Raw genomic sequence first — 26,381 nt, forward strand, 5'->3', positions numbered from 1 at the left:
GAGCGGCTGTCATGAGCGCAGTTGAAACCAGGTGGTTTTCAACTGGGTGTATTTGTCGAACGAGTGCAGCGACAGATCGCGGCCGAAACCGGATTGTTTGCCGCCGCCGAACGGCACGGTCACGTCCAGCGCATCGACGCTGTTGACCGACACCGTGCCGGCTCGCAATTGCCGCGCCACTCGATGTGCGCGGTGCAGATCGTCAGTCCACAGCGACGCCGCCAGACCGTAGACGCTGTCGTTGGCCAGTTGCAAGGCGTGGGCCTCGTCATCGAACGCAATCACCGCCAGCACCGGGCCGAACACTTCCTCGCGAAACAGGGTCATGTGCGGCTGCACGTCGGTGAAAATCGTTGGCTGAACGAAGTTGCCCGAACCGTTGAAACTCAGCTGCCGCCCGCCGCAGACGCGGGTCGCGCCTTCACGCGCGGCCTGATGAATGAAGCGCAGAATGCTTTCGGTCTGACGGCTGTCGACAATCGCCCCGGCCACACTCGCCGGGTCCAGCGGATCGCCCGGTTGCCAGCGTTCTGCCTGAGCTTTCAGACGCTCGACGAACTCGTCGTGAATCGAGCGCTCCACCAGCAACCGCGAGTTGGCCGAGCAGACTTCGCCCTGATTGAAAAAGATCCCGAACGCGGCTTTCTGCGCCGCCAGGTCCAGATCCTTACAGTCGGCGAACACCAGATTGGCGCTCTTGCCGCCGCACTCCAGCCACACCTGCTTGAGGTTCGACTGCGCGGAGTACTGCATAAAATATTTGCCGACCTGCGTCGAGCCGGTGAACACCAGACAATCGACATCCGGGTGCAGGCCCAAGGCTTTGCCGGCCTGTTCGCCGAGCCCCGGCAGCACGTTCAGCACGCCGGCCGGCAACCCTGCTTCCAGCGCCAGCTCAGCCAGACGCAATGCAGAGAATGGTGATTGCTCGGCGGGTTTGAGGATCACCGAGTTGCCCGCCGCCAGCGCCGGTGCGAGTTTCCACGCGGCCATGTCCAGCGGGAAATTCCACGGCACCACGGCCGCGACCACGCCCAGCGCTTCGCGAGTGATGGTCGCCAGCACGTTCGAGGCGCTCGGCGCGACCTGATCGTAGAGCTTGTCGAGGCTTTCGGCGTACCAGCGGAACACCCCGGCGGCGCCCGGCACGTCGATGTTGTAAGCGTCCATCACCGGCTTGCCCATGTTCAGCGAATCGAGCAGCGCCAGCTCTTCGCGATGGGCCAGAATCAGATCCGCCAGACGCAACAGCACTTGCTTGCGCTCGGTGGGCGAACGCCCGGCCCAGGTGCCGGCTTCGAACACCTGCCGCGCATTCTTCACTGCCGTGTCGACGTCTTCTTCCCCGCACGCGGCGACGTTGGCCAGCAACTGGCCGGTGGCCGGGTTGATCGCGGCAAAGGTCTGCCCCGACTGCGCCACACGCAGTTTGCCGTCGATCACGGCCTGGTACGGATAGCTCAACGCAGCGGCCTTGCGCTGCCAGTCTGCAAGTTCGAACACGGTGGATGCTCCTTGGACTTTTGTTCTTTTATAAACAGCTTCTGTCGATAGTCGCTCAGGCCTGCGCGCGCTAAAACCAGTAAAAATGTCTTCGCAGACAATAAAAAAGGTAACCAGCCGACAGCCCCTTCGCGCGCGTATGGGGCTATTGTTCAGGGACAAAAAAACCGCCGACAGAACGGAGGCCGGCGGCTTACAAATTGCTTGGATGTGAAATCCGTTCGCTTTGAGGTTCACCGTGGCCGCTTACAACCTGCGTCAGCTGAAATACTTCATCACTACCGTCGAATGCGGCAGCGTCGCCGAAGCGTCGCGCAAGCTGTACATCGCGCAACCGGCGATTTCCACGGCAATCAAGGGGCTGGAAGACAGCTTCGGCGTGCAACTGCTGATCCGCCATCACGCCCAGGGCGTGTCCCTGACGCCGAGCGGCGCGCGGTTCTTTCGCAAGGCCCAGGAACTGCTGCGCATGGCCAAGGAGTTCGAACAGAACGCCCTCGCCGACAACGACGTGGTGGCCGGGCAGATCGATATCGGCTGTTTTGAAACGGTCGCGCCGCTGTACCTGCCGCAACTGATTGCCGGGTTCTCGGCGCTGTATCCGGGGGTCAAGATCCGCATCCGCGACGGCGAACAACAGGAACTGGTGCAAGGCCTGACCTCGGGCACCTTCGATCTGGCAATCCTGTACAAGCACGACCTCGATGCGACCATCGAAACCGAACCCTTGATGCCGGCGCAACGGCCTTACGCGCTGCTCCCTGCAGATCACCGCTTCGCCCAGCTCAAACAGGTTTCGCTGCGGGATTTGTGCCTGGAGCCGATGATCCTGCTCGACGTACAACCGAGCCGCACCTACTTCGTCAGCCTGTTCGAAGAACTCGGCCTGTCACCACGCATCGAGTTCAGCTCGCCCTCGATCGAAATGGTGCGCGGCATGGTCGGCCAGGGTTTCGGCTTCTCGATCCTGGTGACCCGCCCGCATTCGGAATGCACCTACGACGGCAAGAAAGTCGTGTGCGTGGACATCGTCGAGGACGTCACCGGCTCAGGCCTGGTGGCGGCGTGGCTCAAACGCGGGCAACTGACCAAACCGGCGCAGTTGTTTGCCGATTATTGCCGGGAGCAACTGACGGCGAAGGCCAGTCACTGACCCTCACGTACCGCGCGGTTTGGCCCGAGCAGTGGCCTCGGCCACCAGTGGGTCGTCCGGCCAGTAATGCTTCGGATACCGCCCCTTCAGATCTTTCTTCACTTCGGCATAGGTGCTGCGCCAGAAGTTGGCCAGATCCTGCGTCACCTGCACCGGGCGCCGAGCCGGGGATAGCAGGTGCAGCTTGACCACTTGCCGGCCGCCGGCAATGCGCGGTGTGTCGGCGAGGCCGAACAACTCCTGCAAGCGCACGGCGAGAATCGGTGGTTGTTCGCTGTAGTCGAGGCGAATCGACGAACCCGACGGCACACTCAGGTGATGCGGTGCCTGTTCGTCGAGCTGCTGCGGCAGGGGCCATGGCAGCAGATTGCGCACGATGCTCGACAGGTCGAGGTTGGCGAAATGGCTGAGCCGCGAGACCTTGTCCAGATAAGGCATCAGCCAGTCTTCAAGGGTTTTCAGCAGCGTGGCGTCGCTGACATCTGGCCATTGGCTGTCGCTCTTCGTGTCCAGATCGAGCTGACGCAGCAACGCGACTCGCGCCTGCCATTGGCGCAGTTCGGGTGTCCACGGCAGCAGTTCCAGACCTTTGCGCCGCACCAGATTGACCAATGCCTGGCTGCGAGCATTTTCGTCGAGACCGGTCAGCGGCTCGCGGCTGAGGATCAGTTCGCCAACCTTGCGCTGACGCTCGGCGCGCAGCACGCCTTCACGTTCGTCCCAATCCAGTTGATCGACGGTGTGCACCTGTTCGGTCAGCACCGAATCGAACAGCGCCGGATCGAAATCCGCCGCCAGATAAATCCGTTCCTCACGCTGGCCCTGACGGCTGCCGAGGTCGGCGATGACGATCCACGGCTCCTTCATCAGGCTGTCGGCTTCGGCGAACAGCGCCGCACGGCCGTTGGCCAGTCGATATTCGGCACCACCGGCACGCCGCTGCTGGGCGACGCGATCCGGATAGGCCAGCGCCAGCAAGGCGCCAAGCCAGCGCGGGTGATCCGGGTCGGCCACCGGTTCGCTCGGCTGCCCGCGCAGGTAGCCGCGATATTGCCGCGCCAGTTGCCGGGCGCGCTGCACCCCACCCTGGGCGCTGCGCGCCGCGCGCTCTTCGCCGGACAGCAGCACCAGACGACTGTGCAGATCCGCTCCGGCACCGCGCAAAATGTCGCGCTCACCGAGCAACGCGGCAACGTCGCACGCCATGTCCGCCAGCCCCAGCGCCTGACCGCGCAATAGCAAATGGGCGATGCGCGGATGGGCCGGCAATTCAGCCATGGCCTGACCATGACGGTTGAGACTTTCACCGTCCAGCGCACCGAGGCGCAGCAACAAATCCTGAGCCTGTGCATACGCGGCGGTTGGCGGTACGTCGAGCCAGATCAAATCACTCGGCGCCACGCCCCAGCGTCCGAGTTGCAAGGCCAGCCCGGCCAGATCCGCCGAAAGAATTTCCGCACTGCCATAAGCCGCCAGTTGTTCGTGCTGATCCTGCGACCACAGGCGATAACACACGCCCGGCTCCAGACGCCCGGCCCGGCCTGCTCGCTGGGTGGCACTGGCTTTGGAGATACGTTGAGTATCGAGACGGGTCATGCCGCTGCCCGGGTCGAAACGCGGCACCCGCGCCAGCCCGGCGTCGATCACCACGCGCACGCCGTTGATGGTCAGGCTGGTCTCGGCGATGTTGGTGGCCAGCACCACTTTGCGCTGGCCTGCGGGCGCCGGGTCGATGGCAGCGCGTTGCGCATTCAGGTCGAGTTCGCCGTGCAACGGACAGAGCAGGATGTCGCTGCCTTCACCGATGGCGTCCGACAGTTGCTGATGAACACGCCGGATTTCCGCCTGCCCCGGCAGGAACACCAACAGGCTGCCGGTTTCATCGTGCAGGGCTTCGAGTACCGTTTGCGTGACGCGTTGATCGATGTATTCGCCGGGCTGGAACGGCCGGCCCCAGCGCATCGTCACCGGGAACATCCGGCCTTCGCTGCGCAGGATCGGCGCGTCGTCGAGCAGGCCGGCCAGACGTTCGCCCTCGAGGGTGGCGGACATCAGCAAAATCTTCAGCGGCTGTTCAGCTCGAAACAGCTCGCGACCGTTCAGACTGAGGGCCAACGCCAGATCGGCGTCGAGGCTGCGCTCGTGGAATTCGTCGAAGATCAGCAGACCCACGCCTTCCAGCGCCGGGTCGTCCTGCAAGCGCCGGGTGAGGATGCCTTCGGTGACCACTTCGATGCGCGTGGCGGGACCGACCTTGCTGTCGAGGCGGATGCGATAACCGACGGTTTCACCGACCTTCTCGCCCAGCTCGCTGGCCAGCCGTTCCGCCGCTGCGCGGGCGGCCAGCCGACGCGGTTCGAGCATCAGAATGGTCTGCCCGTTCAGCCACGCTTCATTGAGCAGGGCCAAAGGCACGCGGGTGGTTTTACCGGCGCCGGGCGGTGCTTCGAGCACGGCTTCATGGCGTGTCGCGAGGGCTTCACGCAGGGCGGGTAAAACATCGTCGATCGGCAAAAAATTCATGCTGGCTCCAAAACAGAGGGCCGAGTATAACGGCGAACTGCCAGGCGTTCGTCAGGGTCTTAACTTCACACGACGACGCTTCGTTAACAGATGACTCAGGAGATTCCCATGCGCTTACTTTTTCGCCTGATCGGCGGTGTACTGGTTGCCACCCTGCTCACTCAGATCACCGCGTGCGGTTCGATTTTCTATCCCGACCGGCGCGGCCAGATCGACGGCAAGATCGACCCGGCGATTGCCGTGCTCGATGCCGTGGGCCTGTTGTTCTATATCCTTCCCGGCGTGATCGCGTTTGCCGTGGACTTCACCACCGGCGCGATCTATTTCGAACCGGGCCGCACGGCGCAAGTCGATCCGGCCAAGCTCAAACAAGCCATCGGCCCGGACGGTCAAGTCGATAACCTCAAGTTGCAGGCTATTCTCGAAACAGAACTGGGCCGCAACCTGCCGCTGGATGACCCGCGCCTGATCCGGCACAAGGGCAGCACCCAGCAACTGGCGATGTTTGGCCTGCAACCTGCCGCATAAGGAATAGACGTACCCATGACCTCCAGCCCCGAACACGCCCGCCTGCTGCGGCTGGCGACCCGCGCCTCGGTGGCGGTGGCCTGTACGCTGATCATCGCCAAAGCCATCGCCTGGTGGCTGAGCGGTTCGGTGAGCATGCTCGCCGGCCTCACCGACTCGGCCCTCGATGGCGTCACCTCGTTGCTCAACCTGCTGGCGGTGCACTACGCGTTGCGCCCGGCGGATGACGATCACCGTTATGGTCACGGTAAGGCCGAATCCCTGGCGGGCATGGCGCAGGCGCTGTTCATTGGCGGCAGTGCGCTGCTCATTGCGTTTCAGGCTTATGAGCGCATCCAGCAACCGGAGCCGCTCGGCGCGCCCTGGATAAGCATCGGCGTGATCGTGTTTTCGCTGCTGCTGACAGCGGCGCTGTTGATGTTGCAGCACCGGGTGATCAAACAGACCGGCTCCAATGCTGTGCGCGCGGACTCGCTGCATTACCGTTCGGACATGCTGCTCAACGGCAGCATCCTGATCGCCCTGATCCTGGCGGGTCTGGGCTTTCATCAACTGGATGCCTGGTTCGGTCTGGGGATTGCCGTGTACATCCTGTGGAGCGCGATCCAGATCGCCCGAGAGAGTTTTTCGGTGCTGATGGATGAAGAGCTGCCGGTGAATGTCAGTCAGCACATGCTCGAGCTGGCGTGCGGTGTGCCGGGCGTTTTGGGCGCACATGATCTGCGCACACGGATTTCCGGCAACCACTGGTTCGTCCAGTTGCACCTGGAATTGCCGGGGGAGCTGACGCTGTCAGTCGCTCACGGCATCAGCGATCAGGCCGCCGATGCGATTCACAAAGCCTACCCGCGGGCCGAAGTGCTGGTGCACGCCGACCCGCAGGAAGTGGTGAAAGCCGCCCGGGCTCAGTAGTTGACCTGATAACCGCGACTGCTCAGGCAATTGCCCTGGGCCTGGCGGTAGGCCTGCACCACTTCAGGTGCAGGCTGGTAGGTCGCAGTGCGCGGATCGAAACCGCTTTGCTGCACCGCGTACTGATAGCACTGGTAACCGTCCTGCTGGACCTGCTCCGGCGACTGGCCGTTGGCGGGATACGCTTCGACGTCATAACCGTTGCTGGCCGGTTGCGGAGGTTGCTGCACCGGCGGCTCGACCACCACGTAATCCTGAGTCGCTTCCTGATAGGCGTAGTACGAACCTGCCGCCAGGAACAACAGCGAACCGCCGATCCACACTTCGCGCGCGTAATCCGGCAGGTACTGGATGCGGATGCCCCGTGGCGGCTGAACCACGACATATCGCGGACCTTGCGGGCGATACCAGTAGCCGCCGGAGTAGAAGTAATCCTGGCCGCGATACGGCACGCGGAAGTCACGATCCGGGAAGCGGTCGATCACGTGGCCCGGCCGGTATTGCGGGCCGGGGCCCCAGCCATTGCCATGCCCGTCCGGACGCCCCGGCCAGCGACGGTCATCGGGTCGGTTGCCGGTTTGCCAGTTCTGGTGGTAGCCATTCTGCGGACGCTCGTCGCGGTAGTAGCCCTGACGCGGTTCCTGGCTCTGGCGCACGGTGTCGGGGCGTGGCTGGATCGGCAGGCTGTTGGCCGGCAGTTGCGGCGGCGGTGGCGGCTGGCGAACCGGATTGGGATTGTAGGCCGGACGGTTCTGGTCGTGGTTCTGCCACTGCCCATTATTGTGCTGCTGGCCGTTGTGCTCGAACTGGCGGCTGTTGTCGCCGCGAATGATCTCGTTGTTCTGCGGCCGAGGCTGATTCTGCTGCGGCTGGTTTTGCGGATGGGGCTGATTGTTTCCGCCGTGCCCCTGATTGTTGCCCCAATGCTCCCGCTCGCGTCCACCGCCGTCGGGGCCGCGATTCTGCGGCTCATCGGCCAGCGCCTGCGCGCAGACACTCACACACAGCAAACCAACACTGGCCAGACGCCAGATACGCGACTTCATGAAATTCCTCACTGCGGGCCGGACCCTGTAATTAAGAGGGTTTGTAGCTAAGACCGGGAATGGGCACACCGGGTTCTGCAACAGGTTATCAGTCACGCCATTTATTTATTGAGCGAGGGAGGTCAAATCGCGGGCAAGAAAAAAGGGAGACCCGTCGGCCTCCCTTCCAGAGAACTTCGTCCTGGCTCGACGCTTTTGACGTCGGCTCACCTCACGCCGTCTTCTGGACAGTGTGCAGCTCGGGGGCCGGCACGTCCCCGGTGGGGGCGGCGGCCGCGGCGGGCCTGATTGGGCGGACCGCAGTGGACTGGTGTTACCGAGCAGTGATTCTGGTGATAAGGATAGGCCTGAGGACGCGACAGATGATTGCGAAGATTGCTCAATTAAACACCACTTGCGCAATTTTTAACCCTGGATAGATAATCTGCCGCAATAGTTAGGACAAAGGACAGATTGATGAGCAAACTCGACCGTTACGACCTGAGCATTTTGGCGGAATTGCAGCGCGACGCCCGCATTTCCAACCAGGAACTGGCCGAGCGCATCGGTCTGTCGCCCTCCCCGTGCTCGCGCCGGGTCAAGCAACTGGAGGACGACGGCTACATCTCGCGCCAGGTGGCCCTGCTGGACCGCAAGATGCTCGGCCTGAGCCTGACCGCCTACGTGCTGATCGGCATGGACCGGCACACGCCGGAACGTTTCGAGAACTTCGAAGCGGCGATCCGCACCTTGCCGCAGGTGCTGGAGTGCAGCCTGGTGACCGGGGTGGATGCCGACTATCAACTGAAGGTTGTGGTGCCGGACATGGATCACTATCAGAAGCTGCTGTTAGGGCATCTGACCCGGATTGAGGGCGTGACCAGTGTTCGGTCGAGTTTTGTGTTGAATCAGGTGCTCAACAGTACCGAACTGCCGCTGACTCATCTGCGTAGCTGAAATCGACGAATGACTGCGGCACACCGACGCAGGTCAATGCTGCGTCGTTCGCCGCTGGCGTATACTCCCGCCCGCCCTTTCAGCCGAACAGCGCCGGAGATGCCCGATGGATCCAGCAGTATTTGAAGAGTGGATGATGACCGGTCTGGTCAGCATCCTGATCATTTTCATGGGTTTCATCGTCTGGGATCTGGCGAAGAAGTCCAAGGCCGGGCGCTTCGGCTCGTTCATTCTGTTCTTCGTGCTGGGCCTGGGCGTGGCCGCGTTCATCATCAAGAGCGTAGTGATCGGCCTGATCGAATCCGGCGCCTTATAAGCGCGCCGGCACTTCCTTCCACTGGCCCTGATCGAGCCCTTCGATCGTCCAGTCACCGATCCTGACCCGCACCAGCCTCAACGTCGGCAACCCTACCGCCGCCGTCATTCGCCGCACCTGACGATTGCGCCCTTCGCGAATTACCAGTTCCAGCCAGGTTGTCGGTATGGTTGCGCGAAAGCGTACCGGTGGATTGCGTGGCCACAGTTCAGGCTCATCCAGTTGCCGCGCCTCAGCGGGCAAGGTCATGCCGTCATTCAGTTCGACGCCGTCACGCAGGCGCTGCAACTGCTCGGCCGTCGGCACGCCTTCGACTTGCACCCAATAGGTTTTCGCCAGTTTGTGCTTGGGGTCGGCGATCCGCGCCTGCAACTGGCCGTCGTTGGTCAGCAGCAGCAAACCTTCGCTGTCGCGGTCCAGCCGTCCGGCCGGGTAGATGCCCGGAATGTCGATGTAATCCTTGAGCGTCGCCCGCCCTTCGCCGTCACTGAACTGCGTCAGTACATCAAACGGTTTGTTGAACAGGATCAGCTTCGGCTCGGCCGGCGGTGCCTTGGCGACACGGCGCGGGGCTGAAGAGGACGGCTTCGCACCGGGGCGGCGGGAAGATGGACGCTGGGGACGGGACATGGGCAAAACAACATCTAACAGTCGGGGCTGACAATGCTAGTGCCCCGACCGCCAAATGACCACGACTAACCGTTAGCGGAACGGCGGCTCGTCGAAGCTGCGCAGTTTGCGCGAGTGCAGCGAGTTGAGTTCGGTGCGCAGCAGGTCCACTGCTTCGATGCCGATCTTCAAGTGCTGGCTGACCGCGCGCTCGTAGAACGCGTTGGCCGAACCCGGCAGCTTGATTTCACTGTGCAGCGGTTTGTCCGAAACGCACAGCAACGTGCCGTATGGCACCCGCAGGCGATAACCCTGGGCGGCGATGGTGCCGCTTTCCATGTCCACCGCCACGGCGCGGGACAGGTTGATCAGCGGTCGCTCCTGGGCCCAGCGCAATTCCCAGTTACGGTCGTCGTAGGTCAGCACGGTGCCGGTGCGCAGGCGTTTCTTCAGCTCTTCGCCTTTTTCGCCGGTGATGTTGGCCGCCGCTTGCTGCAGCGCCAGTTGCACTTCAGCCAGGGCCGGGATCGGAATGTTCGGCGGCACCACCCGGTCAAGAATCCCGTCGCGACGCATGTAAGCGTGAGCCAGCACATAGTCGCCAATGGTCTGCGACTGACGCAGGCCGCCGCAGTGACCGATCATCAGCCAGCAATGCGGACGCAGCACGGCCAGGTGATCGGTAATGTTCTTGGCGTTGGACGGGCCGACGCCGATGTTCACCAGTGTCACGCCGTGGCCATCGCTGGCGATCAGGTGATAGGCCGGCATCTGGTAACGGTGCCAGACCACACCGGCCGCAATGGCCGAGGCTTCGCCGTGATCCATGCCTTTTTCGATGATCACGTTGCCCGGCAACACCATGCGCACGAAACGCGGGTCGCGGCGCAGTTGTTCCAGGCCATGAACAATGAACTGGTCGACATAGCGGTGGTAGTTGGTCAGCAGGATCCACGGCTGCACATGGCGCCAGTCGCTGCCGGTGTAATGCACCAGACGACGCAGCGAAAAGTCGACGCGGGCCGCATCGAACAGCGCCAGCGGCAGCGGATCGGTGTTTTCCCAGTCGTAGAGACCGTCGGCGATGCCATCGGTGGCGGCGGACAGGTCGGTACTCGGGAACACTCGCGCCAGCACGGCGGCAGTGACGCCGGAGCCGGCCAGTTCATCGCCCTGCTCGACCACGTACGGGTACGGAATGTTCTGCTCGCTGACCCCGACTTCCACGGTTACGGTGAAATCGTGCATCAGCGGCGTGAGCTGCTCCAGCAGGTATTTGCGAAACGCCGCCGGGTGGGTGACGGTCACGCTGTAGGTGCCCGGCAACTGCACCTTGGCGTAAGCGCGGGTGGTCTGCGGGACTTCGCCCTGGCAGTGGTAGGTCAGACGCAGTTCGGGATAACGGAACAGGGCACGTTGCTCGGCGTCGGGCTCGACGCGATCCTTGAGATAACGCTTGAGCGCAGAGTTCAGCGCCGTGGTGGCCTGCTCATGCAGCTCGGCCAGACGATCCACGGCTTGTTCGGCGGTTTGAACGACAATAAACGCTTCGGTCACGATCAGCTTCCTGTGTTCTGACTTGCAGAGCTTCATCTTGCCTGCATCGTGGCGTCACGGAAACAGTGGCGTTGTGGCTATTCATCAATCTGACAGGTATAGGCGGGCCCTGTGGGAGCGGGCTTGCCAGCTCCCACAAGGCCTTTCGGTGCTTGGAAATTGCAGTCAGAAACCTTGCGGCGTCGAGCGGGTGACGATGGCTTCGACATCCAGCCCGCGCGGCAACGCGCCGTAGACCCGCCCGCCTCCGTTCAGGCGACTGGCGATAAACGCATCACTGACCGCCGCATTCCCGGCCTCCAGCAACAGCTTCGCTTGCAACCCCAGAGCGATGTCTTCGGTCAGTTGCCGAGCCCGGTACTGAATGTCGCCCGTGTCCTTGAACGACGCCTGCAACTGCTGGATATGCGCGGCCAACCGTTTGTCGCCATGGCCGTCGCCCAGTTCGTTGAACAGCACATCCAGCACGCCCGGCTCTTTCGACAACGCTCGCAGCACGTCGAGGCATTGCACGTTGCCGGAGCCTTCCCACGTCGAGTTCACCGGCGCTTCGCGGTACAGCCGCGGCAGGATGCTCTCTTCGACATATCCCGCGCCGCCCATGCATTCGGCGGCTTCGTTGATCATTGCCGGCGCACGCTTGCAGATCCAGTATTTGCCCACCGCCGTCACCAGTCGGGCGAATTGCGCTTCATGACGATCATCCAGATGATCCAGCGCCTTGCCCATGCGCAGGCTCAGGGCCAGCGCGGCTTCGCTTTCAAGCGCCAGATCGGCCAGCACGTTTTGCATCAGCGGTTGTTCGCTGAGCAGTTTGCCGCCAACCTTGCGATGGGCGCAGTGATGGCTGGCCTGGGTCAGCGCCTGACGCATCAGCGAGCTGGAGCCGACCATGCAATCAAAACGGGTCATGGCCACCATCTCGATGATCGTCGGTACTCCGCGCCCTTCTTCACCGACCATCCACGCCAGGGCGCCACGGAACTCCACTTCGCTGGAAGCGTTGGACTGGTTGCCGAGTTTGTTTTTCAGACGCTGGATGTAGAACTGATTGCGCGTGTCATCCGGGCGATGGCGCGGCAACAGGAAACAGGTCAGGCCCTTGTCGGTCTGCGCCAGCGTGAGGAACGCATCGCACATCGGCGCCGAACAGAACCACTTGTGGCCCACCAGTTCATAAGCCTGGCCCGGGCCGCTGGCGCCGACCGGATAAGCCTTGGTGGTGTTGGCGCGCACGTCGGTGCCGCCCTGTTTCTCGGTCATCGCCATGCCGATGGTGACACCGGCCTTGTGGGCCATGCCGACGTTGCGCGGATCGTATTCGGTGGCGAGGATTTTCGGCAGCCACTGTTCGGCCAGATCCGGCTGCAAACGCAGCGCGGGAACACTGGCGAAGGTCATGGTCAACGGGCAACCGCTGCCGGCCTCGGCCTGGCTGTGCAGATAGGACATCGACGCGCGGGCAACATGGGCGCCGTCCTGTGGATGAGCCCAGGGCAACGACGTGAGGCCATGTTCGATGGCCGTGCGCATCAGCTCGTGATACGCCGGGTGAAATTCCACCAGATCAATGCGATGACCATAGCGATCATGGCTGGCGAACACCGGTTTGTTCTGGTTGGCGAGGAACCCGGCCTCCATCAGCGGCCCGCCGGCCAGTGCGCCGTAGGCATCGATCCGCGACTCGGCCCAGCCGGCGCCGAACCGCCGTGACCACTCCTGCAGCGGCAGGTCGATGCGGTACAGGTTGGTGCCGTCCAGCGATGGTGGCTGGTTGGTCACTTCGTGGGTTTCGGCGAACTGATGCAGGTTCATGACGGGGCTCCTTGATCGGCCAGAGCTTCAGTTAAGCACCGCCCCCGGACCGATCAAAGTGTCATATCGGCCTAAATGCCGGCGCTTTCACCCTGTCAGCACCTCAATACCCGACGCTGCATCGCGACCTGCAAGTCTTCGAATTTCACCGGTTTGCTCAGGTAATCGATCGAGCCGGCAGAAGCGCAATGCTCTCGATCCGCCCCCAGCGCGATCACGAACACCGGCAGGCTGGCACAGCCCGGCAAGTCGTGGATCTGGCAGCACAACGACGCACCATCGAGCGACGGCAACTGGCAATCGATCAGCACCGCATCGAACGGCTCGCGCTGCAGGCATTCGATGGCTGCGGCACCGTGGTCGGCGGTGCGCACGCGGAAACCGAGCTTGAGCAACATCCCGCGCATCACCAACTGATTGACGCTGTTGTCGTCCACCAGCAACACGGTGCAGTCCTGCGGTGCGCGCACGGCATCGCGAACGAGCGTCGGCACCGCTTCAACCGCCGGCAACTCAAACTCGACATCCAGCTGAAAGCGACTGCCGCGCCCCGGTTCGGAACGGTGCGTGAGCTTGCCGCCGAGCAGTTCCACCAGTTGTCGGCAAATCGCCAGACCGACGCCCAGCCCGCCGTATTCGCGGGTCATCGAACCATCGAGCTGGAAGAATCGCTGATACAGCGTGGCCTCGCCCAGATCAGTAAAACCGATACCGGTGTCGATCACCGCGAAGGACAGCGCCAGGCGATTATCCGTCGACGGTTTGCCGGTGACCCGCAAGGCGAGGCCGCCGACGCGGGTGAACTTGATCGCGTTGTCCAGCAGGCATTCCAGGCATTGCGCGAGTTTGGCGCTGTCGCCGTGCAGGCGATCCGGCAGGGTCGGCAGCACCTCGACCTTGAAGTCCAGCGACTTGCTCGACGCATTGCCGTCGAACTGCACGCGCAGCGCCTCGACCACCGCACGCAGGCTGAAACTGCCCGGCGTGGCCTTGAGCTTGCCGGCCTGCAATTCGGTCAGGGTCAGGATGCCGTTGACCATGCGCATCATGTCCCGGGCCGAACCGGCGGCGGTCTGTTGGTATTGCTCCAGTTCCGGGTCCAGTTCGACGGTCTGCATCAGTTCCAGCGAACCAATCACCCCGTTCATCGGCGTGCGCAGTTCATGGGTCAGGGTCGCGAGGAATTCGTCCTTGAGCTTGTTGCTGTGGGCCAGTTGCTGGTTCAGCACTTCGAGCTTCTGGCCGGCGTCGAACAGGGTCTGCGCCTGTTGTTCGCGCATGGCGTTGATGCGGTCGGCCAGCGCCAAGGACAGCAGCGCCACCTCGATGGCCGAGCCGATCTGGCTGGCGTACATGGTCAGGAACACATTCGGCAGCAGGCCCAGAACCATCATCGTGTTGACGATCCCGCCGAGCAGAAACGCCGACCAGGCGATGATGAAATAGCGCGCCACCCGCAGACCCCGCCACCAGGCGAGGATCCCGGCGGCGAAGATCACCACGGTAAAGGTCAGTGCCAGGGTCGTCGCCAGACGCAAGGCCAGGGCGTAACTGGTCATCAGCGACAGACCGATCACCAGTGCACCGAACACGATCAGGGCGATCAACAGCCGGTCGAGCCAGCGGCTGTGGTTTTTGGTCTGCAAGAAGCTGCGGGCGAACTGGCTGCCGAACAGACCTGCGCAACCAATGAAGAATGGCGTGGCGGCGTTGGCCCACCATGGATTGTCCGGCCAGAAATACTCGACCGCCGCGCCATTTACCGACAGCTGATAAAGGCCGAACGAGCCGATATAGAAGATGTAGTAGAGATAACTGGTGTCGCGCACGCTGAGGTAGATGAACAGGTTGTAGACCAGCATCCCCAGCAGCACGCCATAAATCAGGCCCAGCACATAAAGGCGCACCGGCTGGTCTTCGAGGTACGCGGTGCTCGACCACAACGTCACCGGTGCCTGGATCGAGCCTTCGCTGGACAGCCGCAAATAGACGGTCTGTTGCTGGTCAGGCTTGAACGTGAGGTTGAACAGGTAGTTGTTCTGCCGGATCTCGCGACTGGCGAACGGCAAGGCGTCCCCGGTCTGGCGCACCAGGCGATAGTCACCGGCGGCGTCGGGCAGATACAGGTCGAGGTGATCAAGCGGCGGATAGGCCAGCTCCAGCAGCCAGGTACGCTGCGCCGCCGGATTGCTCGGGCGGTAATGCAGGTCGATCTTCAGCCAGAACGCCGAACGCGAGTAACCGGCATTGAGCGTGGCTTTATCGTGTTTTTTGAATTGTCCGGCAGCGGCTTGCGCGCGGACGTCGGCAATGCTCGCCTGACCGCTCGGGTCTTCGAACACTTGCAGGGATCGACCCAGCGGGAGGCTCTGGGTGAACTCGTCGAACTCGACGGCGTTTGCCAGGAGGGGCAAACAGAACAGCAACATCAACAAATAGCGCATTGAAGCCCCAGCGTGGCTTGTCCGGTTGTGTCAGGAAGCCCCCCATTCCCTTTGAGTAGACGTAAAACCGGTATTACCTGTTATTGGTTTGGATCCACTCTAGCATAGCCGTTGATGGCCATTGAGCACCATGGAAATTTTTCTGACAAAGGCTCTAGAACGCGCGTTTCAGAGCAGAGCACCGAGCTAGAGCTGTTGGCTCGGTCAGATTGTGAAAACCCGTGCACATCCAGTTGCCGAGGTTATCGGCCAAGCGCTGCGCCACAACACCCGAAAAACAGGTTTGGTGGTAAGCTCGCGCACCATGAATATCTACAGCTCCCGCCCCGTTGTCCTCTGTCTCTCCGGCCACGACCCCAGTGGTGGCGCCGGCTTGCAGGCAGATATCGAAGCCCTGCTCGCTCAGGGTTGCCATGCGGCTCCGGCCGTCACCGCCCTGACCGTGCAAGACACCGTCAACGTCACTGACTTTCGCGTCCTCGACCGTGAGTGGGTACTGGCCCAGGCCAATGCCGTGCTCAACGATTCCGAAGTCACGGCAGTGAAACTGGGCATGCTCGGTTCCCTGGAAATGGTCGACACCGTCGTCGAACTGCTTCAGGCGCACCCGCACTTGCCAGTGGTCTGCGACCCGGTGCTGCGCGCCGGCGGTGGCGGACGCCTGGGCAAGGACGAAGTCGGCTACGCCATGCGCGAACGCCTGCTGCCGCTGTCGATCATCGCCACCCCCAATCTTCCCGAAGCCCGGATCCTCGCCGAACTGCCAGAAGGCACCGCGGACGAGTGCGCTGAAAAACTCCTGCCGTACATCAAGAATCTGCTTATCACCGGCGGTCACGGCGACGAAACCGAAATCCACAATCGCCTTTACAGCCGCGACGGCCTGCGCGAGACCTTCAAGTGCCAGCGCCTGCCGGGCAGCTACCACGGTTCCGGCTGCACCCTGGCCAGCACCCTTGCCGGTCGACTGGCACAGGGTGAAAACCTGGCCAGCGCCGTGCGTACCGCGCTGGATTACACTTGGCGGACCCTGCGCGATGCCGAACAACTGGGCAAAGGCCAGTTCGTGCCGCGTCGCCTGCCGCTGGATTTCTGCTCGTAACGTCGTGAGGTCTGCCTGATGAAACTACGTGGCCTGTACGCCATTACCGACGGTCCATTGCTGGCCGGCAAGTTTCTGCCGTACGTGGAGGCGGCGCTGGAAGGCGGCGTCACCCTGCTGCAGTACCGCGACAAGAGCAGCGACGAAGCCCGACGCTTGCGTGAGGCCGAGGCCTTGCGCGATCTGTGCGAACGCTACAAGACGCAACTGATCATCAACGACGACGCCGAACTGGCCGCACGCCTGAACGTCGGCGTGCACCTGGGCCAGACTGACGGCCCGTTGTCGCCGACCCGCGCCCTGCTTGGTTCGAAAGCGATCATCGGTTCGACCTGCCATGCGCAGCTTGAACTGGCCGAACAAGCCGCCAAAGAAGGCGCAAGCTACGTCGCCTTCGGCCGCTTCTTCAACTCCAATACCAAACCCGGTGCGCCGACCTGCAGCCTCGATCTGCTCGATCAAGCCCGCCAGACGCTGCACCTGCCGATCTGCGCGATTGGCGGCATCACCCTCGACAATGCCGCGCCGCTGGTGGCCCACGGTGTCGATCTGCTGGCCGTGGTCCATGGCCTGTTCGGCGCCGACAGCACCGCCGAAGTGACCCGCCGCGCCCGCGCATTCAACGAATTACTAAAAGTCTGAGAGCCCGATCATGTCTCGTTCCGAAACTCTGTTTGCCAACGCCCAGAAACACATTCCCGGTGGCGTGAACTCGCCGGTTCGCGCGTTCAAGAGCGTCGGCGGCACGCCGCTGTTCTTCAAGCACGCCGAAGGCGCCTACGTCACCGACGAAGACAACAAGCGTTATGTGGATTACGTCGGTTCCTGGGGCCCGATGATCCTCGGCCACAGCCACCCGGACGTACTGGACGCCGTGCGTAACCAGTTGCAACACGGCCTGTCCTACGGCGCGCCGACCGCGATGGAAACCGAGATGGCCGACCTGGTCTGCTCGCTGGTGCCGTCGATGGAAATGGTGCGCATGGTCAGCTCCGGCACCGAAGCGACCATGAGTGCGATCCGTCTGGCCCGTGGCTTCACCGGCCGTGACAGCATCATCAAGTTCGAAGGCTGCTACCACGGTCACTCCGACAGCCTGTTGGTCAAGGCCGGTTCCGGCGCACTGACCCAGGGCGTACCAAGCTCGGCCGGTGTGCCGGCAGCATTCGCCAAACACACTCTGACCCTGCCGTTCAACGACATCGACGCCGTTGAAAAAATGCTCGCCGAAGTCGGCCAGGACGTGGCCTGCATCATCGTTGAGCCGGTTGCCGGCAACATGAACTGCGTGCCGCCAGCGCCGGGTTTCCTCGAAGGCCTGCGCAGCCTGTGCGACAAGCACGGCGTGGTGCTGATTTTCGACGAAGTGATGACCGGTTTCCGTGTGGCCCTCGGCGGTGCCCAGGCTTACTACGGCGTGACTCCGGACCTGACCACGTTCGGCAAGATCATCGGCGGCGGCATGCCGGTCGGCTGCTTCGGCGGCAAGCGTTCGATCATGGAGCGCATCGCACCGCTGGGCCCGGTCTATCAGGCGGGCACCCTGTCGGGCAACCCGCTGGCGATGGCCGCCGGCCTGACCACCCTGCGCCTGATCAGCCGTCCGGGTTTCCATGCCGAGCTGAACGATTACACCACTCGCTTGCTCGACGGCCTGCAACAACGCGCTGACGCGGCGGGCATTCCGTTCGTGACCACCCAGGCCGGCGGCATGTTCGGTCTGTACTTCAGCGGCGCCGACGACATTGTTACTTTTGAAGACGTGATGGCCAGCGACGCGGCGCTGTTCGGTCGATTCTTCCACCTGATGCTGGAAGGTGGCGTGTATCTGGCACCGAGTGCGTTCGAAGCCGGTTTCACCTCGATCGCCCACGGCGAAGCGGAGCTTAAACTTACTCTCGACGCCGCCGAGCGCGCTTTCGCCAAACTGAAGTAATGGCTTGATCGCTGACGTTGGCCATTGCCAGCGTCAGCTTTCACCTACACTCCAGCGTTTTCTCCGACGCTTCTGCCAAAAACCTCCCGCAAACCGGGTGATATATTCCCCACACAGCAGAAAATCGAGTAAAGACTTTGTAAGGTGGCCCCTGCTTATTTCATAATGCGCGCTTATTGGATCCCTCGACGGGTCCGCGCGCCCTTCAGAGGTAAGTCGATTCCCATGAACCGCACCGGCCGCACCCTTGCCTTGGGCTGCCTGTTGCTCCTTCAGCCGCTGCTCGCACATGCACAAGCAGGCGGCAACTCGTTGTTGATCCCGGCGATGGGTCGCTGCACCCTCAATACTCAGCCGCAAGATGTCACGCAGGCCCTCGCCGCCTGCCAAAAGGCAGCGGATGAAGGGGATGCGCAAGCGCAATACGAGTTGGGTGAGTTCTACTACGACGGCAAGAACGCGCCGCGCGACCTCAATCAAGCCCTTAGCTATTTCGAAAAGGCCTCGCTGCAAGGCCATGCTCAGGCGCAATTCAAGCTCGGCACCATGTTCTTCCACGGTGAAGGCGTGCAAGCCAACAACATTCAGGCTTACATCGTGCTGAAGATGGCCGCGGTCAACGGCGCCGAAGACGCGCTCGACACCGCCGACGAAGTGTCCGAAAAGATGTCCCGCGAAGACCTGGAAACCGCAACCCAGGTGCTCGGGCAAATTTTCCGTAAATACCTGATGGAACTGCAGAGCGCCGACGGGCGTACGCCGTTCTCGCCCCTGCCGTAGCTCCTGTCGTAGCTCCTTTATCCCGCCCCGTTTACTTCTCGGGCATTGGTACCGGGAACGGCATCACATTGCCAACACCGCCACGGGCTTCACTGATTTTCGGCGTGCCAAGGCGTTCCACTTCGTCGATGCGCACGATCGAATGCATCGGCACAAAGCTGCGCACCACGCCTTCGAATTGCGCCTTGAGCTTCTCTTCGCTCGGATCGACGACCACCTGGGTGCGCTCGCCAAAGACGAACTCTTCCACTTCCAGGAAGCCCCACAGATCACTTTGATAGATCTGCTTGGCGTACATTTCGAACACCTGGCCCTGATTGAGGAAAATCACCTTGTAGATTGGAGCTTCGCGTTTGGTCATGGCGGGCGGACAACACATCGGGGTAAAAATGAGGGCGCGAACTATAGCATAGCCGCCGGACGCGCAACGGTAGGAACCTGGGGACATGTTCCCTATAATGCGCGGTTCTTTGAACCACGTGACGACCCTATTCCATGGCCAAGAAGCTTTACATCGAAACCCACGGTTGCCAGATGAACGAGTACGACAGCTCGCGCATGGTCGATCTGCTGGGCGAACACCAGGCCCTGGAAGTCACGGCGCGCGCAGAAGATGCCGACGTGATTCTGCTCAACACCTGCTCGATCCGCGAACGCGCCCAGGACCGGGTGTACTCCCAGCTCGGTCGCTGGCGCGAGCTGAAACTCGCCAACCCGGACATGGTGATCGCCGTCGGTGGTTGCGTGGCCAGCCAGGAAGGCGCGGCGATCCGTGATCGCGCCCCTTACGTCGACGTGGTGTTCGGCCCGCAGACACTGCACCGCCTGCCGGAAATGATCGACGCCGCGCGCATCAGCAAGTTGCCGCAAGTGGACGTCTCGTTCCCGGAAATCGAAAAGTTCGACCACCTGCCCGAGCCGCGCATCGATGGCCCGAGCGCCTACGTGTCGGTAATGGAAGGCTGCAGCAAGTACTGCACGTTCTGCGTCGTACCCTACACCCGCGGCGAAGAAGTCAGCCGGCCGTTCGACGACGTGATCGCCGAGATCATTCATTTGGCCGAAAACGGCGTGCGTGAAGTGACCCTGCTGGGCCAAAACGTCAACGGTTATCGCGGGCTGACCCACGACGGTCGCTTGGCCGATCTGGCCGAACTGATCCGCGTGGTCGCGGCAGTCGATGGCATCGACCGCATCCGCTACACCACGTCGCATCCGCTGGAATTCTCCGACAGCCTGATCCAGGCCCACGCCGAAGTGCCGGAACTGGTGAAGCATCTGCACTTGCCGGTGCAGTCGGGTTCGGACCGGATCCTGGCCGCGATGAAGCGCAACCACACGGCGCTTGAGTACAAATCCAAGCTGCGCAAACTGCGCGCCGCCGTGCCGGGCATCTGCATCAGTTCGGACTTCATCGTCGGCTTCCCGGGGGAAACCGAGAAAGATTTCGAACAGACCATGAAGCTGATTGCCGACGTCGGTTTCGATTTTTCCTACTCGTTCGTCTACAGCCAGCGACCAGGCACCCCGGCCGCCGATCTGGCCGACGACACCCCGGAAGAGCTGAAGAAAGAACGCCTGAATGCCTTGCAGCACCGTTTGAACCAGCAAGGGTTCGAGATCAGCCGACAAATGGTCGGCTCGATCCAGCGGATTCTGGTGACCGATTATTCGAAGAAGGATCCGGGCGAGCTGCAAGGGCGCACCGAGAATAACCGTATCGTCAACTTCCGCTGCGATAATCCAACTCTGATCGGCCAGTTCGCCGACGTGCACATCGACGCGGCGCAACCGCACTCGCTACGCGGCTCGCTGGTCCAGTAACACCGCAAGGACACCACGCCAGACGGCTGAATAGGTGCCAGGCTTTTTAAGAGCTTTCGCACCCACGCCGCTGGCGTTATCCTTGATTTCATCCTAATTGCCCCAGGGCGGCTAAATACGACCTTGAACGCACCCATAGAACCTCATCGTTTTATCCTCGAGCCTTTTGAGGCTCGCCGCTTCGCCAATTTGTGCGGGCAGTTCGACGAGCACCTGCGGCTGATCGAACAGCGCCTGGCCATCGAGATCCGCAACCGCGGCAATCAGTTCGAGCTGATCGGCGATCCCAAGCACACCACGTCTGCGGAAAATCTGATTCGCCGCCTGTACCGGGAAACCAAGGGTTCAGAGCTGTCGCCGGATACGGTTCACCTGTTCCTTCAGGAATCGGCCGTCGAGCAACTGGACAACCACGCCCCCGCCGAAGCCTCCGTCGCCCTGCGCACCAAGAAAGGCATGATTCGCCCGCGCGGCTTGAATCAGTTGCGCTATGTGAAGGAAATCCTCGGCAACGACATCAACTTCGGCATCGGCCCGGCCGGTACCGGCAAGACCTACCTGGCCGTGGCCTGCGCCGTTGATGCTCTGGAACGCGAGCAGATCCGCCGCATCCTGCTGGTGCGTCCGGCGGTCGAAGCGGGTGAAAAACTCGGCTTCCTGCCCGGAGATCTGTCGCAGAAGATCGACCCGTACCTGCGCCCGCTCTACGACGCCCTCTATGAAATGCTCGGCTTCGAATACGTGGCCAAGCTGATCGAACGTCAGGTGATCGAAGTCGCACCGCTGGCCTATATGCGCGGTCGTACGCTGAACAACAGCTTCATCATTCTCGACGAAAGCCAGAACACCACCGTCGAGCAGATGAAGATGTTCCTGACCCGGATCGGTTTCGGCTCCACAGCCGTGATCACCGGCGACATCACTCAGGTCGACCTGCCGCGCGGCACCAAATCCGGACTTCACCATGTCATCGAAGTCCTGAAGGATGTGCCGGGTATCAGCTTCACCCACTTCCAGCCCAAAGACGTGGTGCGCCACCCGCTGGTGCAACGCATCGTCGAAGCCTACGAGCGCTTCGAAACGCGCGTAGCCGATGAAGCGCCAAAGGACATTCGCCACGATGCTTGAGCTTGACCTGCAAATCGCGACCGAAGCGTCTGCGCCGACCGAAGCCGAATTTCGCCAATGGTGCGAACTGGCCCTGCGCCAGCGCACCGCCGACTCGGAAATGACCATTCGTCTGGTCGACGAAGAAGAAGGCCGCGAACTGAATCACACCTGGCGCCACAAGGATTACGCGACCAACGTTCTGTCCTTTCCCGCCGAAGTGCCCGACGAGTTTCTCGACATTCCATTGCTGGGCGATCTGGTGATCTGCGTGGCGGTGGTAGAGCGTGAAGCTGCCGAACAGGGCAAGGAACTAAAGGCCCACTGGGCACATCTGGTCATTCACGGCTGCTTGCATCTGCTTGGTTACGACCATATAGATGACGAGGAAGCCGAGGAAATGGAAGCACTGGAACGCGAGTTGCTTGCCGAATTGGGTTATCCCGATCCGTACGCGGACGACGAAACCGAAACATCCCCTATCGTTACAACAAAGGATTCAGAGTAATCGCTATGAGCGAAGATCGATCGAGCAACGGGCAGAAGTCATGGCTGGGCAAACTGACCCAGGCTTTTGCCCACGAGCCGAAGAACCGCCAGGAGCTGCTGGAGCTGCTGCGCGATGCACATCAGAACAAATTGCTGGACAGCGAAGCGCTGGCCATCGTCGAAGGCGCCATCCAGGTGGCTGATCTGCAGGTTCGCGACATCATGGTGCCGCGCTCGCAGATGATCAGCATCAAGGCGACCCAGACACCCCGCGAATTTCTCCCCGCCGTGGTCGACTCGGCCCACTCGCGATATCCGGTCATCGGCGAAAGCCATGACGACGTGATGGGCGTGCTGCTGGCCAAGGATCTGCTGCCGCTGATCCTCAAGGAGAACGGCGACAGCTTCAACATCAAGGACCTGCTGCGCCCGGCCACGTTCGTGCCGGAGTCCAAGCGTCTGAACGTGTTGCTGCGTGAGTTCCGCGCCAACCACAACCACATGGCCATCGTGATCGACGAATACGGCGGTGTGGCGGGTCTGGTGACCATCGAAGACGTGCTTGAGCAAATCGTCGGCGACATCGAAGACGAGCACGACGTCGAAGAGGACAGCTACATCAAGCCGCTGCCCAGCGGTGATTTCTTGATCAAGGCCCTGACGCCGATCGAGAACTTCAACGAGTTCTTCGACAGCGAGTTTTCCGACGACGAGTTCGACACCGTCGGCGGGCTGGTGATGAGCGCGTTCGGGCACTTGCCAAAACGCAACGAAATCACTGAAATCGGTGCCTATCGTTTCCGCATCCTGAACGCCGACAGTCGTCGGATTCATCTGCTGCGACTGACGCCAATCGCCCGGTAATAAATAAGGACTGAAATGCGCTGGACAACCCGCCCCGGCTGGCCCGGTAACCTGCTGGCCGTGGCGGCCGGTGCAATCACCACCTTCGCTCTCGCGCCGTTCGATCTCTGGCCGCTGGCCCTGCTGGCGGTCGGCCTGTTCTATGCCGGCCTGCGCGAGCTGAGCCCGCGCCAGGCCCTGGGTCGCGGCTGGTGCTTCGGCTTCGGTCTGTTCGGCGCCGGCACCAGCTGGATCTACTACAGCATCCACCATTTCGGTGGCGCTTCGGTGCTGCTGGCCGGTTTCCTGATGTTGATTTTCACCGCGGCCATTGCCTGGTTCTTCGCCCTGCCCGCGTGGCTGTGGGCGCGCTGGCTGCGCCGCAACGAGGCACCGCTGGCCGATGCCCTGGCTTTCGCTGCATTGTGGGTTGGCCAGGAAGCGTTCCGTGGCTGGTTCCTCACCGGTTTCCCGTGGCTATATTCCGGTTACAGCCAGCTCGATGGTCCTCTGGCCGGGCTCGCACCAGTGGGCGGCATGTGGCTGGTGTCGTTCGTCCTGGCGCTGACCGCCGCGCTGATCTACAACGCACCGCGCCTGCTGCAGACCGGTCGCAAAGGCTTTATCGCCGCCGGGCTGGTGCTGTTGGTCGGCCCATGGGCGGCGGGCATTACCTTGAAAGGCCATGCCTGGACCAGCCCGTCCGGCGCACCGCTGACCGTTGCCGCCATCCAAGGCAACGTCGAGCAAAGCATGAAATGGGACCCGGCGCAGCTCAACGCGCAACTGGCGCTGTACCGCGACCTGAGTTTCCGTTCGAAACCGGTGGATCTGCTGATCTGGCCCGAAACCGCCGTCCCGGTGCTCAAGGAGTCCGCCGAGGGTTACCTGAACATGATGGGCACCTTCGCCGCCGAGCGTAAATCGGCGCTGATTACAGGTGTGCCGATCCGCCAGACGGTGCGTCACGAAAAACGCTTCTTCAACGGCATTACGGTGGTCGGCGAAGGCGACGGCACGTATCTGAAGCAGAAGCTGGTGCCGTTCGGCGAGTATGTGCCGTTGCAGGACCTGCTGCGCGGGCTGATCGCGTTCTTCGATCTGCCGATGTCCGACTTCGCTCGTGGTCCTGCGGATCAGCCGTTGTTGCAGGCCAAGGGTTATCAGATTGCGCCGTTCATCTGCTACGAAGTGGTATACCCGGAGTTCGCTGCCGGTCTGGCCGCACACAGCGATCTGCTGCTGACCATCAGCAACGACACCTGGTTCGGCACCTCCGTCGGCCCGCTGCAACACCTGCAGATGGCGCAGATGCGCGCTCTTGAAGCGGGGCGCTGGATGATCCGCGCCACCAACAACGGCGTGACCGGCCTGATCAACCCGTTCGGGCAGATCACCGAGCGCATTCCGCAGTTCGAACAAGGCGTGCTGTACGGCGAAGTGGTGCCGATGCACAACCTGACGCCGTATCTGCAGTGGCGTTCGTGGCCGCTGATCATCCTGTGCGTGGTGCTGTTTGGCTGGGCGCTGATGACCAACCGGATGTCCAAGACCCTCTGACAACTGAAGGGCTTCCGCGCCTTGCGCGAAAGCCCTCAGTCTCCGCTGTCGCCTGCTCGGTAGAACAACGAATAGCCGATCTGCCCCACCGCCTCGTTCATCAATTGCCCGCTCTGCCAGATCGACTTGAACTCCGGCAGCCAGCCGCCGAACGGCCGGGCATTGTCGGTGCCGAGGAAACCGACCGGCGCCGGCACCACTTCAAATCCAGCCTGTTGATAACTCCACACCGCCCTCGGCATGTGCCAGGCCTGGGTCACCAGCACGATACGTTTGACGCCTTCCGGCAGCAGCATTTTGGCGCTGAAGGCAGCGTTTTCCCACGTGGTGCGGCTCTCCCCTTCCTGCCAGCGCACCGTCACACCGAAATCATCGCGCAGTGAATCGGCCATCAGTTTGGCTTCGGTCGGCGGCGTACCGTAATGCAGGCCACCGCTGGTCAGAATCGGCAACCCTGAGGCCTTGGCCAGACGCGCCGCGTAGCGCTGTCGCTCAAGCCCGACGCCCGTCGGTTGATCTTCACCCCAGGCCAGATCTCCGCGCTCGCGCCCGGAGCCCAGCACCACAATCGCATCGGCGCGCTGCGCAAGGCTTGGCCATGAATCCCGGGCCAGCGGCGGCTCGCGTTCCAGGGCCTTGGCCCCCCATTGCACGACCACCGGCAGGCTCATCAGCAGGAAGCCGCCAAATCCCAGGACAAAGCACAGCCCGGCCAGTCGCGGCCGCGAACGTCTCAACCACCAGGCGACGAGCAACAGCAGCAAAAGAAGGCCGGGCGGCAACAGAAGTTGTTTAATGAAATAACGAAAAGGCATCGAGCATCTCCAGAGATGCCCGAAGCCTAAGTGGGTTGATACAACGCGACAACCAGTAGGGTCGGATCCCGTTGAAAAAGATCCGCTTTTTGACCTGCCATGCGTTTACTTGGCCTGCAGAGTGCGCACTTTTACGGTCTCTCTGCCCGGTGCCTTGTCCTTGAGCCAGATGACCTTGGCCGAATGGGCTGCATCGAGTTGCTTCACTGCCTGTGACAGGTATCCGTGGGTTTCACGCTCACTGCGATCCAGATAAGCCTTGACCAGATTGAACTCGGCGGGACTCAAGCCACGCAATTCAAGCTCCAGGGGGCGCTCGTCGCGCAGCCGTCCAGCGGTTTTTGCAGCGTCCAGAGCCATTCCCAGACGATCGATCAACCGCTCGTACAACTCGGGTTTGGTTATGTTTCTTTGCTGTGACTCCACCATCCCTCACCTCATTGAAGATAAGACTCACTCCCCAGTTAGAGCTTAGCTTCGCTGCACAAACCGGCTGCACGCCGCGACCAACGGCCCTCGCCGCGATTTCAACGGGTCAAACGGCTGCAATCAGGGTTTCCCTAGGCCAAGCGCGGTCATGTAT

General features: G+C 62.0%; 24 protein-coding genes. 14 read left to right on the forward strand and 10 right to left on the reverse strand.

What is annotated here, in order from left to right; translation table 11 throughout:
• Positions 1-9: 9 nt before the first annotated feature.
• Positions 10-1,503 (reverse strand): aldehyde dehydrogenase, encoded by a 1,494-nt coding sequence (locus CAF87_RS21090; protein ID WP_085732923.1) that lies wholly within the window; start codon positions 1,501-1,503, stop codon positions 10-12.
• Between the two features lie 238 nt (positions 1,504-1,741).
• Here CAF87_RS21090 and CAF87_RS21095 point away from each other — a divergent pair, with 238 nt between their 5' ends.
• Complete coding sequence (locus tag CAF87_RS21095) at positions 1,742-2,656, forward strand: LysR family transcriptional regulator (RefSeq protein WP_085732924.1); 915 nt, start codon at positions 1,742-1,744, stop codon at positions 2,654-2,656.
• A 3-nt stretch (positions 2,657-2,659) separates the two neighbouring features.
• Here CAF87_RS21095 and hrpB read toward each other — a convergent pair whose 3' ends face one another.
• Entirely contained in the window at positions 2,660-5,179 is a 2,520-nt protein-coding gene (gene hrpB / locus CAF87_RS21100) for an ATP-dependent helicase HrpB (protein ID WP_085732926.1), read from the reverse strand.
• A 108-nt stretch (positions 5,180-5,287) separates the two neighbouring features.
• Between hrpB and CAF87_RS21105 the strand changes: the two genes are divergently transcribed.
• Both CAF87_RS21105 and CAF87_RS21110 read left to right on the forward strand, forming a co-directional pair.
• A complete protein-coding gene (locus tag CAF87_RS21105) occupies positions 5,288-5,707 on the forward strand; it encodes a polyribonucleotide nucleotidyltransferase (protein WP_085732928.1) in 420 nt (139 codons plus the stop codon).
• A gap of 15 nt (positions 5,708-5,722) precedes the next feature.
• Positions 5,723-6,619: a cation diffusion facilitator family transporter gene (locus CAF87_RS21110; RefSeq protein ID WP_085732929.1), complete on the forward strand. Its 897-nt coding sequence runs from the start codon at positions 5,723-5,725 to the stop codon at positions 6,617-6,619.
• Here CAF87_RS21110 and CAF87_RS21115 read toward each other — a convergent pair.
• Complete coding sequence (locus CAF87_RS21115) at positions 6,613-7,665, reverse strand: DUF6515 family protein (RefSeq protein WP_085732931.1); 1,053 nt, start codon at positions 7,663-7,665, stop codon at positions 6,613-6,615. The genes CAF87_RS21110 and CAF87_RS21115 overlap by 7 nt on opposite strands.
• Before the next feature lie 456 nt (positions 7,666-8,121).
• Between CAF87_RS21115 and CAF87_RS21120 the strand changes: the two genes are divergently transcribed.
• Both CAF87_RS21120 and CAF87_RS21125 read left to right on the forward strand, forming a co-directional pair.
• Positions 8,122-8,601: an Lrp/AsnC family transcriptional regulator gene (locus CAF87_RS21120; RefSeq protein ID WP_007909658.1), complete on the forward strand. Its 480-nt coding sequence runs from the start codon at positions 8,122-8,124 to the stop codon at positions 8,599-8,601.
• Positions 8,602-8,707: 106 nt separating this feature from the next.
• The gene (locus CAF87_RS21125; RefSeq protein ID WP_003228500.1) at positions 8,708-8,917 is read left to right on the forward strand and encodes a DUF2788 domain-containing protein; all 210 of its coding nucleotides are present in this window, start codon (positions 8,708-8,710) and stop codon (positions 8,915-8,917) included.
• Here the strand turns inward: CAF87_RS21125 and CAF87_RS21130 are convergent.
• From CAF87_RS21130 to CAF87_RS21145, 4 genes are all read right to left on the reverse strand, one after another.
• Positions 8,912-9,547: a pseudouridine synthase gene (locus CAF87_RS21130; protein WP_085732933.1), complete on the reverse strand. Its 636-nt coding sequence runs from the start codon at positions 9,545-9,547 to the stop codon at positions 8,912-8,914. The two genes, CAF87_RS21125 and CAF87_RS21130, sit on opposite strands and share 6 nt — an antisense overlap.
• 72 nt (positions 9,548-9,619) lie before the next feature.
• Positions 9,620-11,119 (reverse strand): AMP nucleosidase, encoded by a 1,500-nt coding sequence (amn, locus tag CAF87_RS21135; RefSeq protein WP_170929638.1) that lies wholly within the window; start codon positions 11,117-11,119, stop codon positions 9,620-9,622.
• A 129-nt stretch (positions 11,120-11,248) separates the two neighbouring features.
• Complete coding sequence (locus CAF87_RS21140) at positions 11,249-12,898, reverse strand: acyl-CoA dehydrogenase family protein (RefSeq protein WP_085732935.1); 1,650 nt, start codon at positions 12,896-12,898, stop codon at positions 11,249-11,251.
• A 95-nt stretch (positions 12,899-12,993) separates the two neighbouring features.
• Positions 12,994-15,342, reverse strand: coding sequence for a hybrid sensor histidine kinase/response regulator (locus CAF87_RS21145; protein ID WP_085732936.1), 2,349 nt, complete (start codon positions 15,340-15,342; stop codon positions 12,994-12,996).
• 304 nt (positions 15,343-15,646) lie between these two features.
• Here CAF87_RS21145 and CAF87_RS21150 point away from each other — a divergent pair, with 304 nt between their 5' ends.
• The 4 genes from CAF87_RS21150 (at position 15,647) to CAF87_RS21165 (ending at position 19,160) form a co-directional block, all read left to right on the forward strand.
• Positions 15,647-16,444, forward strand: a complete 798-nt coding sequence (locus tag CAF87_RS21150; protein ID WP_085733024.1) for a hydroxymethylpyrimidine/phosphomethylpyrimidine kinase — start codon at positions 15,647-15,649, stop codon at positions 16,442-16,444.
• Positions 16,445-16,462: 18 nt separating this feature from the next.
• On the forward strand, positions 16,463-17,086 hold the full coding sequence (gene thiE / locus CAF87_RS21155) for a thiamine phosphate synthase (protein ID WP_085732937.1): 624 nt from the start codon (positions 16,463-16,465) through the stop codon (positions 17,084-17,086).
• A gap of 10 nt (positions 17,087-17,096) precedes the next feature.
• Positions 17,097-18,380, forward strand: coding sequence for a glutamate-1-semialdehyde 2,1-aminomutase (gene hemL, locus CAF87_RS21160; protein WP_085732938.1), 1,284 nt, complete (start codon positions 17,097-17,099; stop codon positions 18,378-18,380).
• A 225-nt stretch (positions 18,381-18,605) separates the two neighbouring features.
• The gene (locus CAF87_RS21165; RefSeq protein WP_003228518.1) at positions 18,606-19,160 is read left to right on the forward strand and encodes a tetratricopeptide repeat protein; all 555 of its coding nucleotides are present in this window, start codon (positions 18,606-18,608) and stop codon (positions 19,158-19,160) included.
• A 31-nt stretch (positions 19,161-19,191) separates the two neighbouring features.
• Here the strand turns inward: CAF87_RS21165 and CAF87_RS21170 are convergent, their stop codons facing one another.
• The gene (locus tag CAF87_RS21170; RefSeq protein WP_007958692.1) at positions 19,192-19,521 is read right to left on the reverse strand and encodes a DUF1820 family protein; all 330 of its coding nucleotides are present in this window, start codon (positions 19,519-19,521) and stop codon (positions 19,192-19,194) included.
• A gap of 134 nt (positions 19,522-19,655) precedes the next feature.
• On the opposite strand from CAF87_RS21170, the gene miaB reads away from it, so the two are divergent.
• From miaB to lnt, 5 genes are all read left to right on the forward strand, one after another.
• Positions 19,656-20,984 carry a tRNA (N6-isopentenyl adenosine(37)-C2)-methylthiotransferase MiaB gene (gene miaB, locus CAF87_RS21175; RefSeq protein ID WP_085732939.1) on the forward strand — a complete coding sequence of 443 codons (1,329 nt, stop codon included), beginning with the start codon at positions 19,656-19,658 and terminating at the stop codon, positions 20,982-20,984.
• Positions 20,985-21,107: 123 nt separating this feature from the next.
• Entirely contained in the window at positions 21,108-22,112 is a 1,005-nt protein-coding gene (locus CAF87_RS21180; RefSeq protein ID WP_085732940.1) for a PhoH family protein, read from the forward strand.
• Positions 22,105-22,599 carry an rRNA maturation RNase YbeY gene (gene ybeY / locus CAF87_RS21185; RefSeq protein WP_085712270.1) on the forward strand — a complete coding sequence of 165 codons (495 nt, stop codon included), beginning with the start codon at positions 22,105-22,107 and terminating at the stop codon, positions 22,597-22,599. The genes CAF87_RS21180 and ybeY overlap by 8 nt, the downstream gene beginning before the upstream one ends.
• A gap of 5 nt (positions 22,600-22,604) precedes the next feature.
• The gene (locus tag CAF87_RS21190; protein ID WP_007909641.1) at positions 22,605-23,444 is read left to right on the forward strand and encodes an HlyC/CorC family transporter; all 840 of its coding nucleotides are present in this window, start codon (positions 22,605-22,607) and stop codon (positions 23,442-23,444) included.
• A 15-nt stretch (positions 23,445-23,459) separates the two neighbouring features.
• The gene (lnt, locus tag CAF87_RS21195; protein WP_085732941.1) at positions 23,460-24,983 is read left to right on the forward strand and encodes an apolipoprotein N-acyltransferase; all 1,524 of its coding nucleotides are present in this window, start codon (positions 23,460-23,462) and stop codon (positions 24,981-24,983) included.
• Positions 24,984-25,018: 35 nt separating this feature from the next.
• Here the strand turns inward: lnt and CAF87_RS21200 are convergent, their stop codons facing one another.
• Both CAF87_RS21200 and CAF87_RS21205 read right to left on the reverse strand, forming a co-directional pair.
• On the reverse strand, positions 25,019-25,798 hold the full coding sequence (locus tag CAF87_RS21200; RefSeq protein WP_085732942.1) for a YdcF family protein: 780 nt from the start codon (positions 25,796-25,798) through the stop codon (positions 25,019-25,021).
• A gap of 105 nt (positions 25,799-25,903) precedes the next feature.
• Positions 25,904-26,227 (reverse strand): hypothetical protein, encoded by a 324-nt coding sequence (locus tag CAF87_RS21205; RefSeq protein ID WP_085712273.1) that lies wholly within the window; start codon positions 26,225-26,227, stop codon positions 25,904-25,906.
• Positions 26,228-26,381 lie beyond the last annotated feature (154 nt).

This window comes from Pseudomonas sp. R38(2017) (genome assembly GCF_002112395.1).
In the GTDB taxonomy this organism is placed as follows: domain Bacteria; phylum Pseudomonadota; class Gammaproteobacteria; order Pseudomonadales; family Pseudomonadaceae; genus Aquipseudomonas.

What these genes read in the sequence shown, in the direction of transcription:
- thiE (WP_085732937.1), top strand. Translation starts at nt 16,463, where the DNA reads ATGAAACTACGTGGCCTGTACGCCATTACCGACGGTCCATTGCTGGCC.
- CAF87_RS21200 (WP_085732942.1), bottom strand. Translation starts at nt 25,798, where the DNA reads ATGCCTTTTCGTTATTTCATTAAACAACTTCTGTTGCCGCCCGGCCTT.
- hrpB (WP_085732926.1), bottom strand. Translation starts at nt 5,179, where the DNA reads ATGAATTTTTTGCCGATCGACGATGTTTTACCCGCCCTGCGTGAAGCC.
- hemL (WP_085732938.1), top strand. Translation starts at nt 17,097, where the DNA reads ATGTCTCGTTCCGAAACTCTGTTTGCCAACGCCCAGAAACACATTCCC.
- amn (WP_170929638.1), bottom strand. Translation starts at nt 11,119, where the DNA reads ATGAAGCTCTGCAAGTCAGAACACAGGAAGCTGATCGTGACCGAAGCG.
- miaB (WP_085732939.1), top strand. Translation starts at nt 19,656, where the DNA reads ATGGCCAAGAAGCTTTACATCGAAACCCACGGTTGCCAGATGAACGAG.
- CAF87_RS21120 (WP_007909658.1), top strand. Translation starts at nt 8,122, where the DNA reads ATGAGCAAACTCGACCGTTACGACCTGAGCATTTTGGCGGAATTGCAG.
- CAF87_RS21205 (WP_085712273.1), bottom strand. Translation starts at nt 26,227, where the DNA reads ATGGTGGAGTCACAGCAAAGAAACATAACCAAACCCGAGTTGTACGAG.
- CAF87_RS21150 (WP_085733024.1), top strand. Translation starts at nt 15,647, where the DNA reads ATGAATATCTACAGCTCCCGCCCCGTTGTCCTCTGTCTCTCCGGCCAC.
- CAF87_RS21110 (WP_085732929.1), top strand. Translation starts at nt 5,723, where the DNA reads ATGACCTCCAGCCCCGAACACGCCCGCCTGCTGCGGCTGGCGACCCGC.
- CAF87_RS21115 (WP_085732931.1), bottom strand. Translation starts at nt 7,665, where the DNA reads ATGAAGTCGCGTATCTGGCGTCTGGCCAGTGTTGGTTTGCTGTGTGTG.
- ybeY (WP_085712270.1), top strand. Translation starts at nt 22,105, where the DNA reads ATGCTTGAGCTTGACCTGCAAATCGCGACCGAAGCGTCTGCGCCGACC.
- CAF87_RS21190 (WP_007909641.1), top strand. Translation starts at nt 22,605, where the DNA reads ATGAGCGAAGATCGATCGAGCAACGGGCAGAAGTCATGGCTGGGCAAA.
- CAF87_RS21170 (WP_007958692.1), bottom strand. Translation starts at nt 19,521, where the DNA reads ATGACCAAACGCGAAGCTCCAATCTACAAGGTGATTTTCCTCAATCAG.
- CAF87_RS21130 (WP_085732933.1), bottom strand. Translation starts at nt 9,547, where the DNA reads ATGTCCCGTCCCCAGCGTCCATCTTCCCGCCGCCCCGGTGCGAAGCCG.
- lnt (WP_085732941.1), top strand. Translation starts at nt 23,460, where the DNA reads ATGCGCTGGACAACCCGCCCCGGCTGGCCCGGTAACCTGCTGGCCGTG.
- CAF87_RS21140 (WP_085732935.1), bottom strand. Translation starts at nt 12,898, where the DNA reads ATGAACCTGCATCAGTTCGCCGAAACCCACGAAGTGACCAACCAGCCA.
- CAF87_RS21105 (WP_085732928.1), top strand. Translation starts at nt 5,288, where the DNA reads ATGCGCTTACTTTTTCGCCTGATCGGCGGTGTACTGGTTGCCACCCTG.
- CAF87_RS21125 (WP_003228500.1), top strand. Translation starts at nt 8,708, where the DNA reads ATGGATCCAGCAGTATTTGAAGAGTGGATGATGACCGGTCTGGTCAGC.
- CAF87_RS21145 (WP_085732936.1), bottom strand. Translation starts at nt 15,342, where the DNA reads ATGCGCTATTTGTTGATGTTGCTGTTCTGTTTGCCCCTCCTGGCAAAC.
- CAF87_RS21165 (WP_003228518.1), top strand. Translation starts at nt 18,606, where the DNA reads ATGAACCGCACCGGCCGCACCCTTGCCTTGGGCTGCCTGTTGCTCCTT.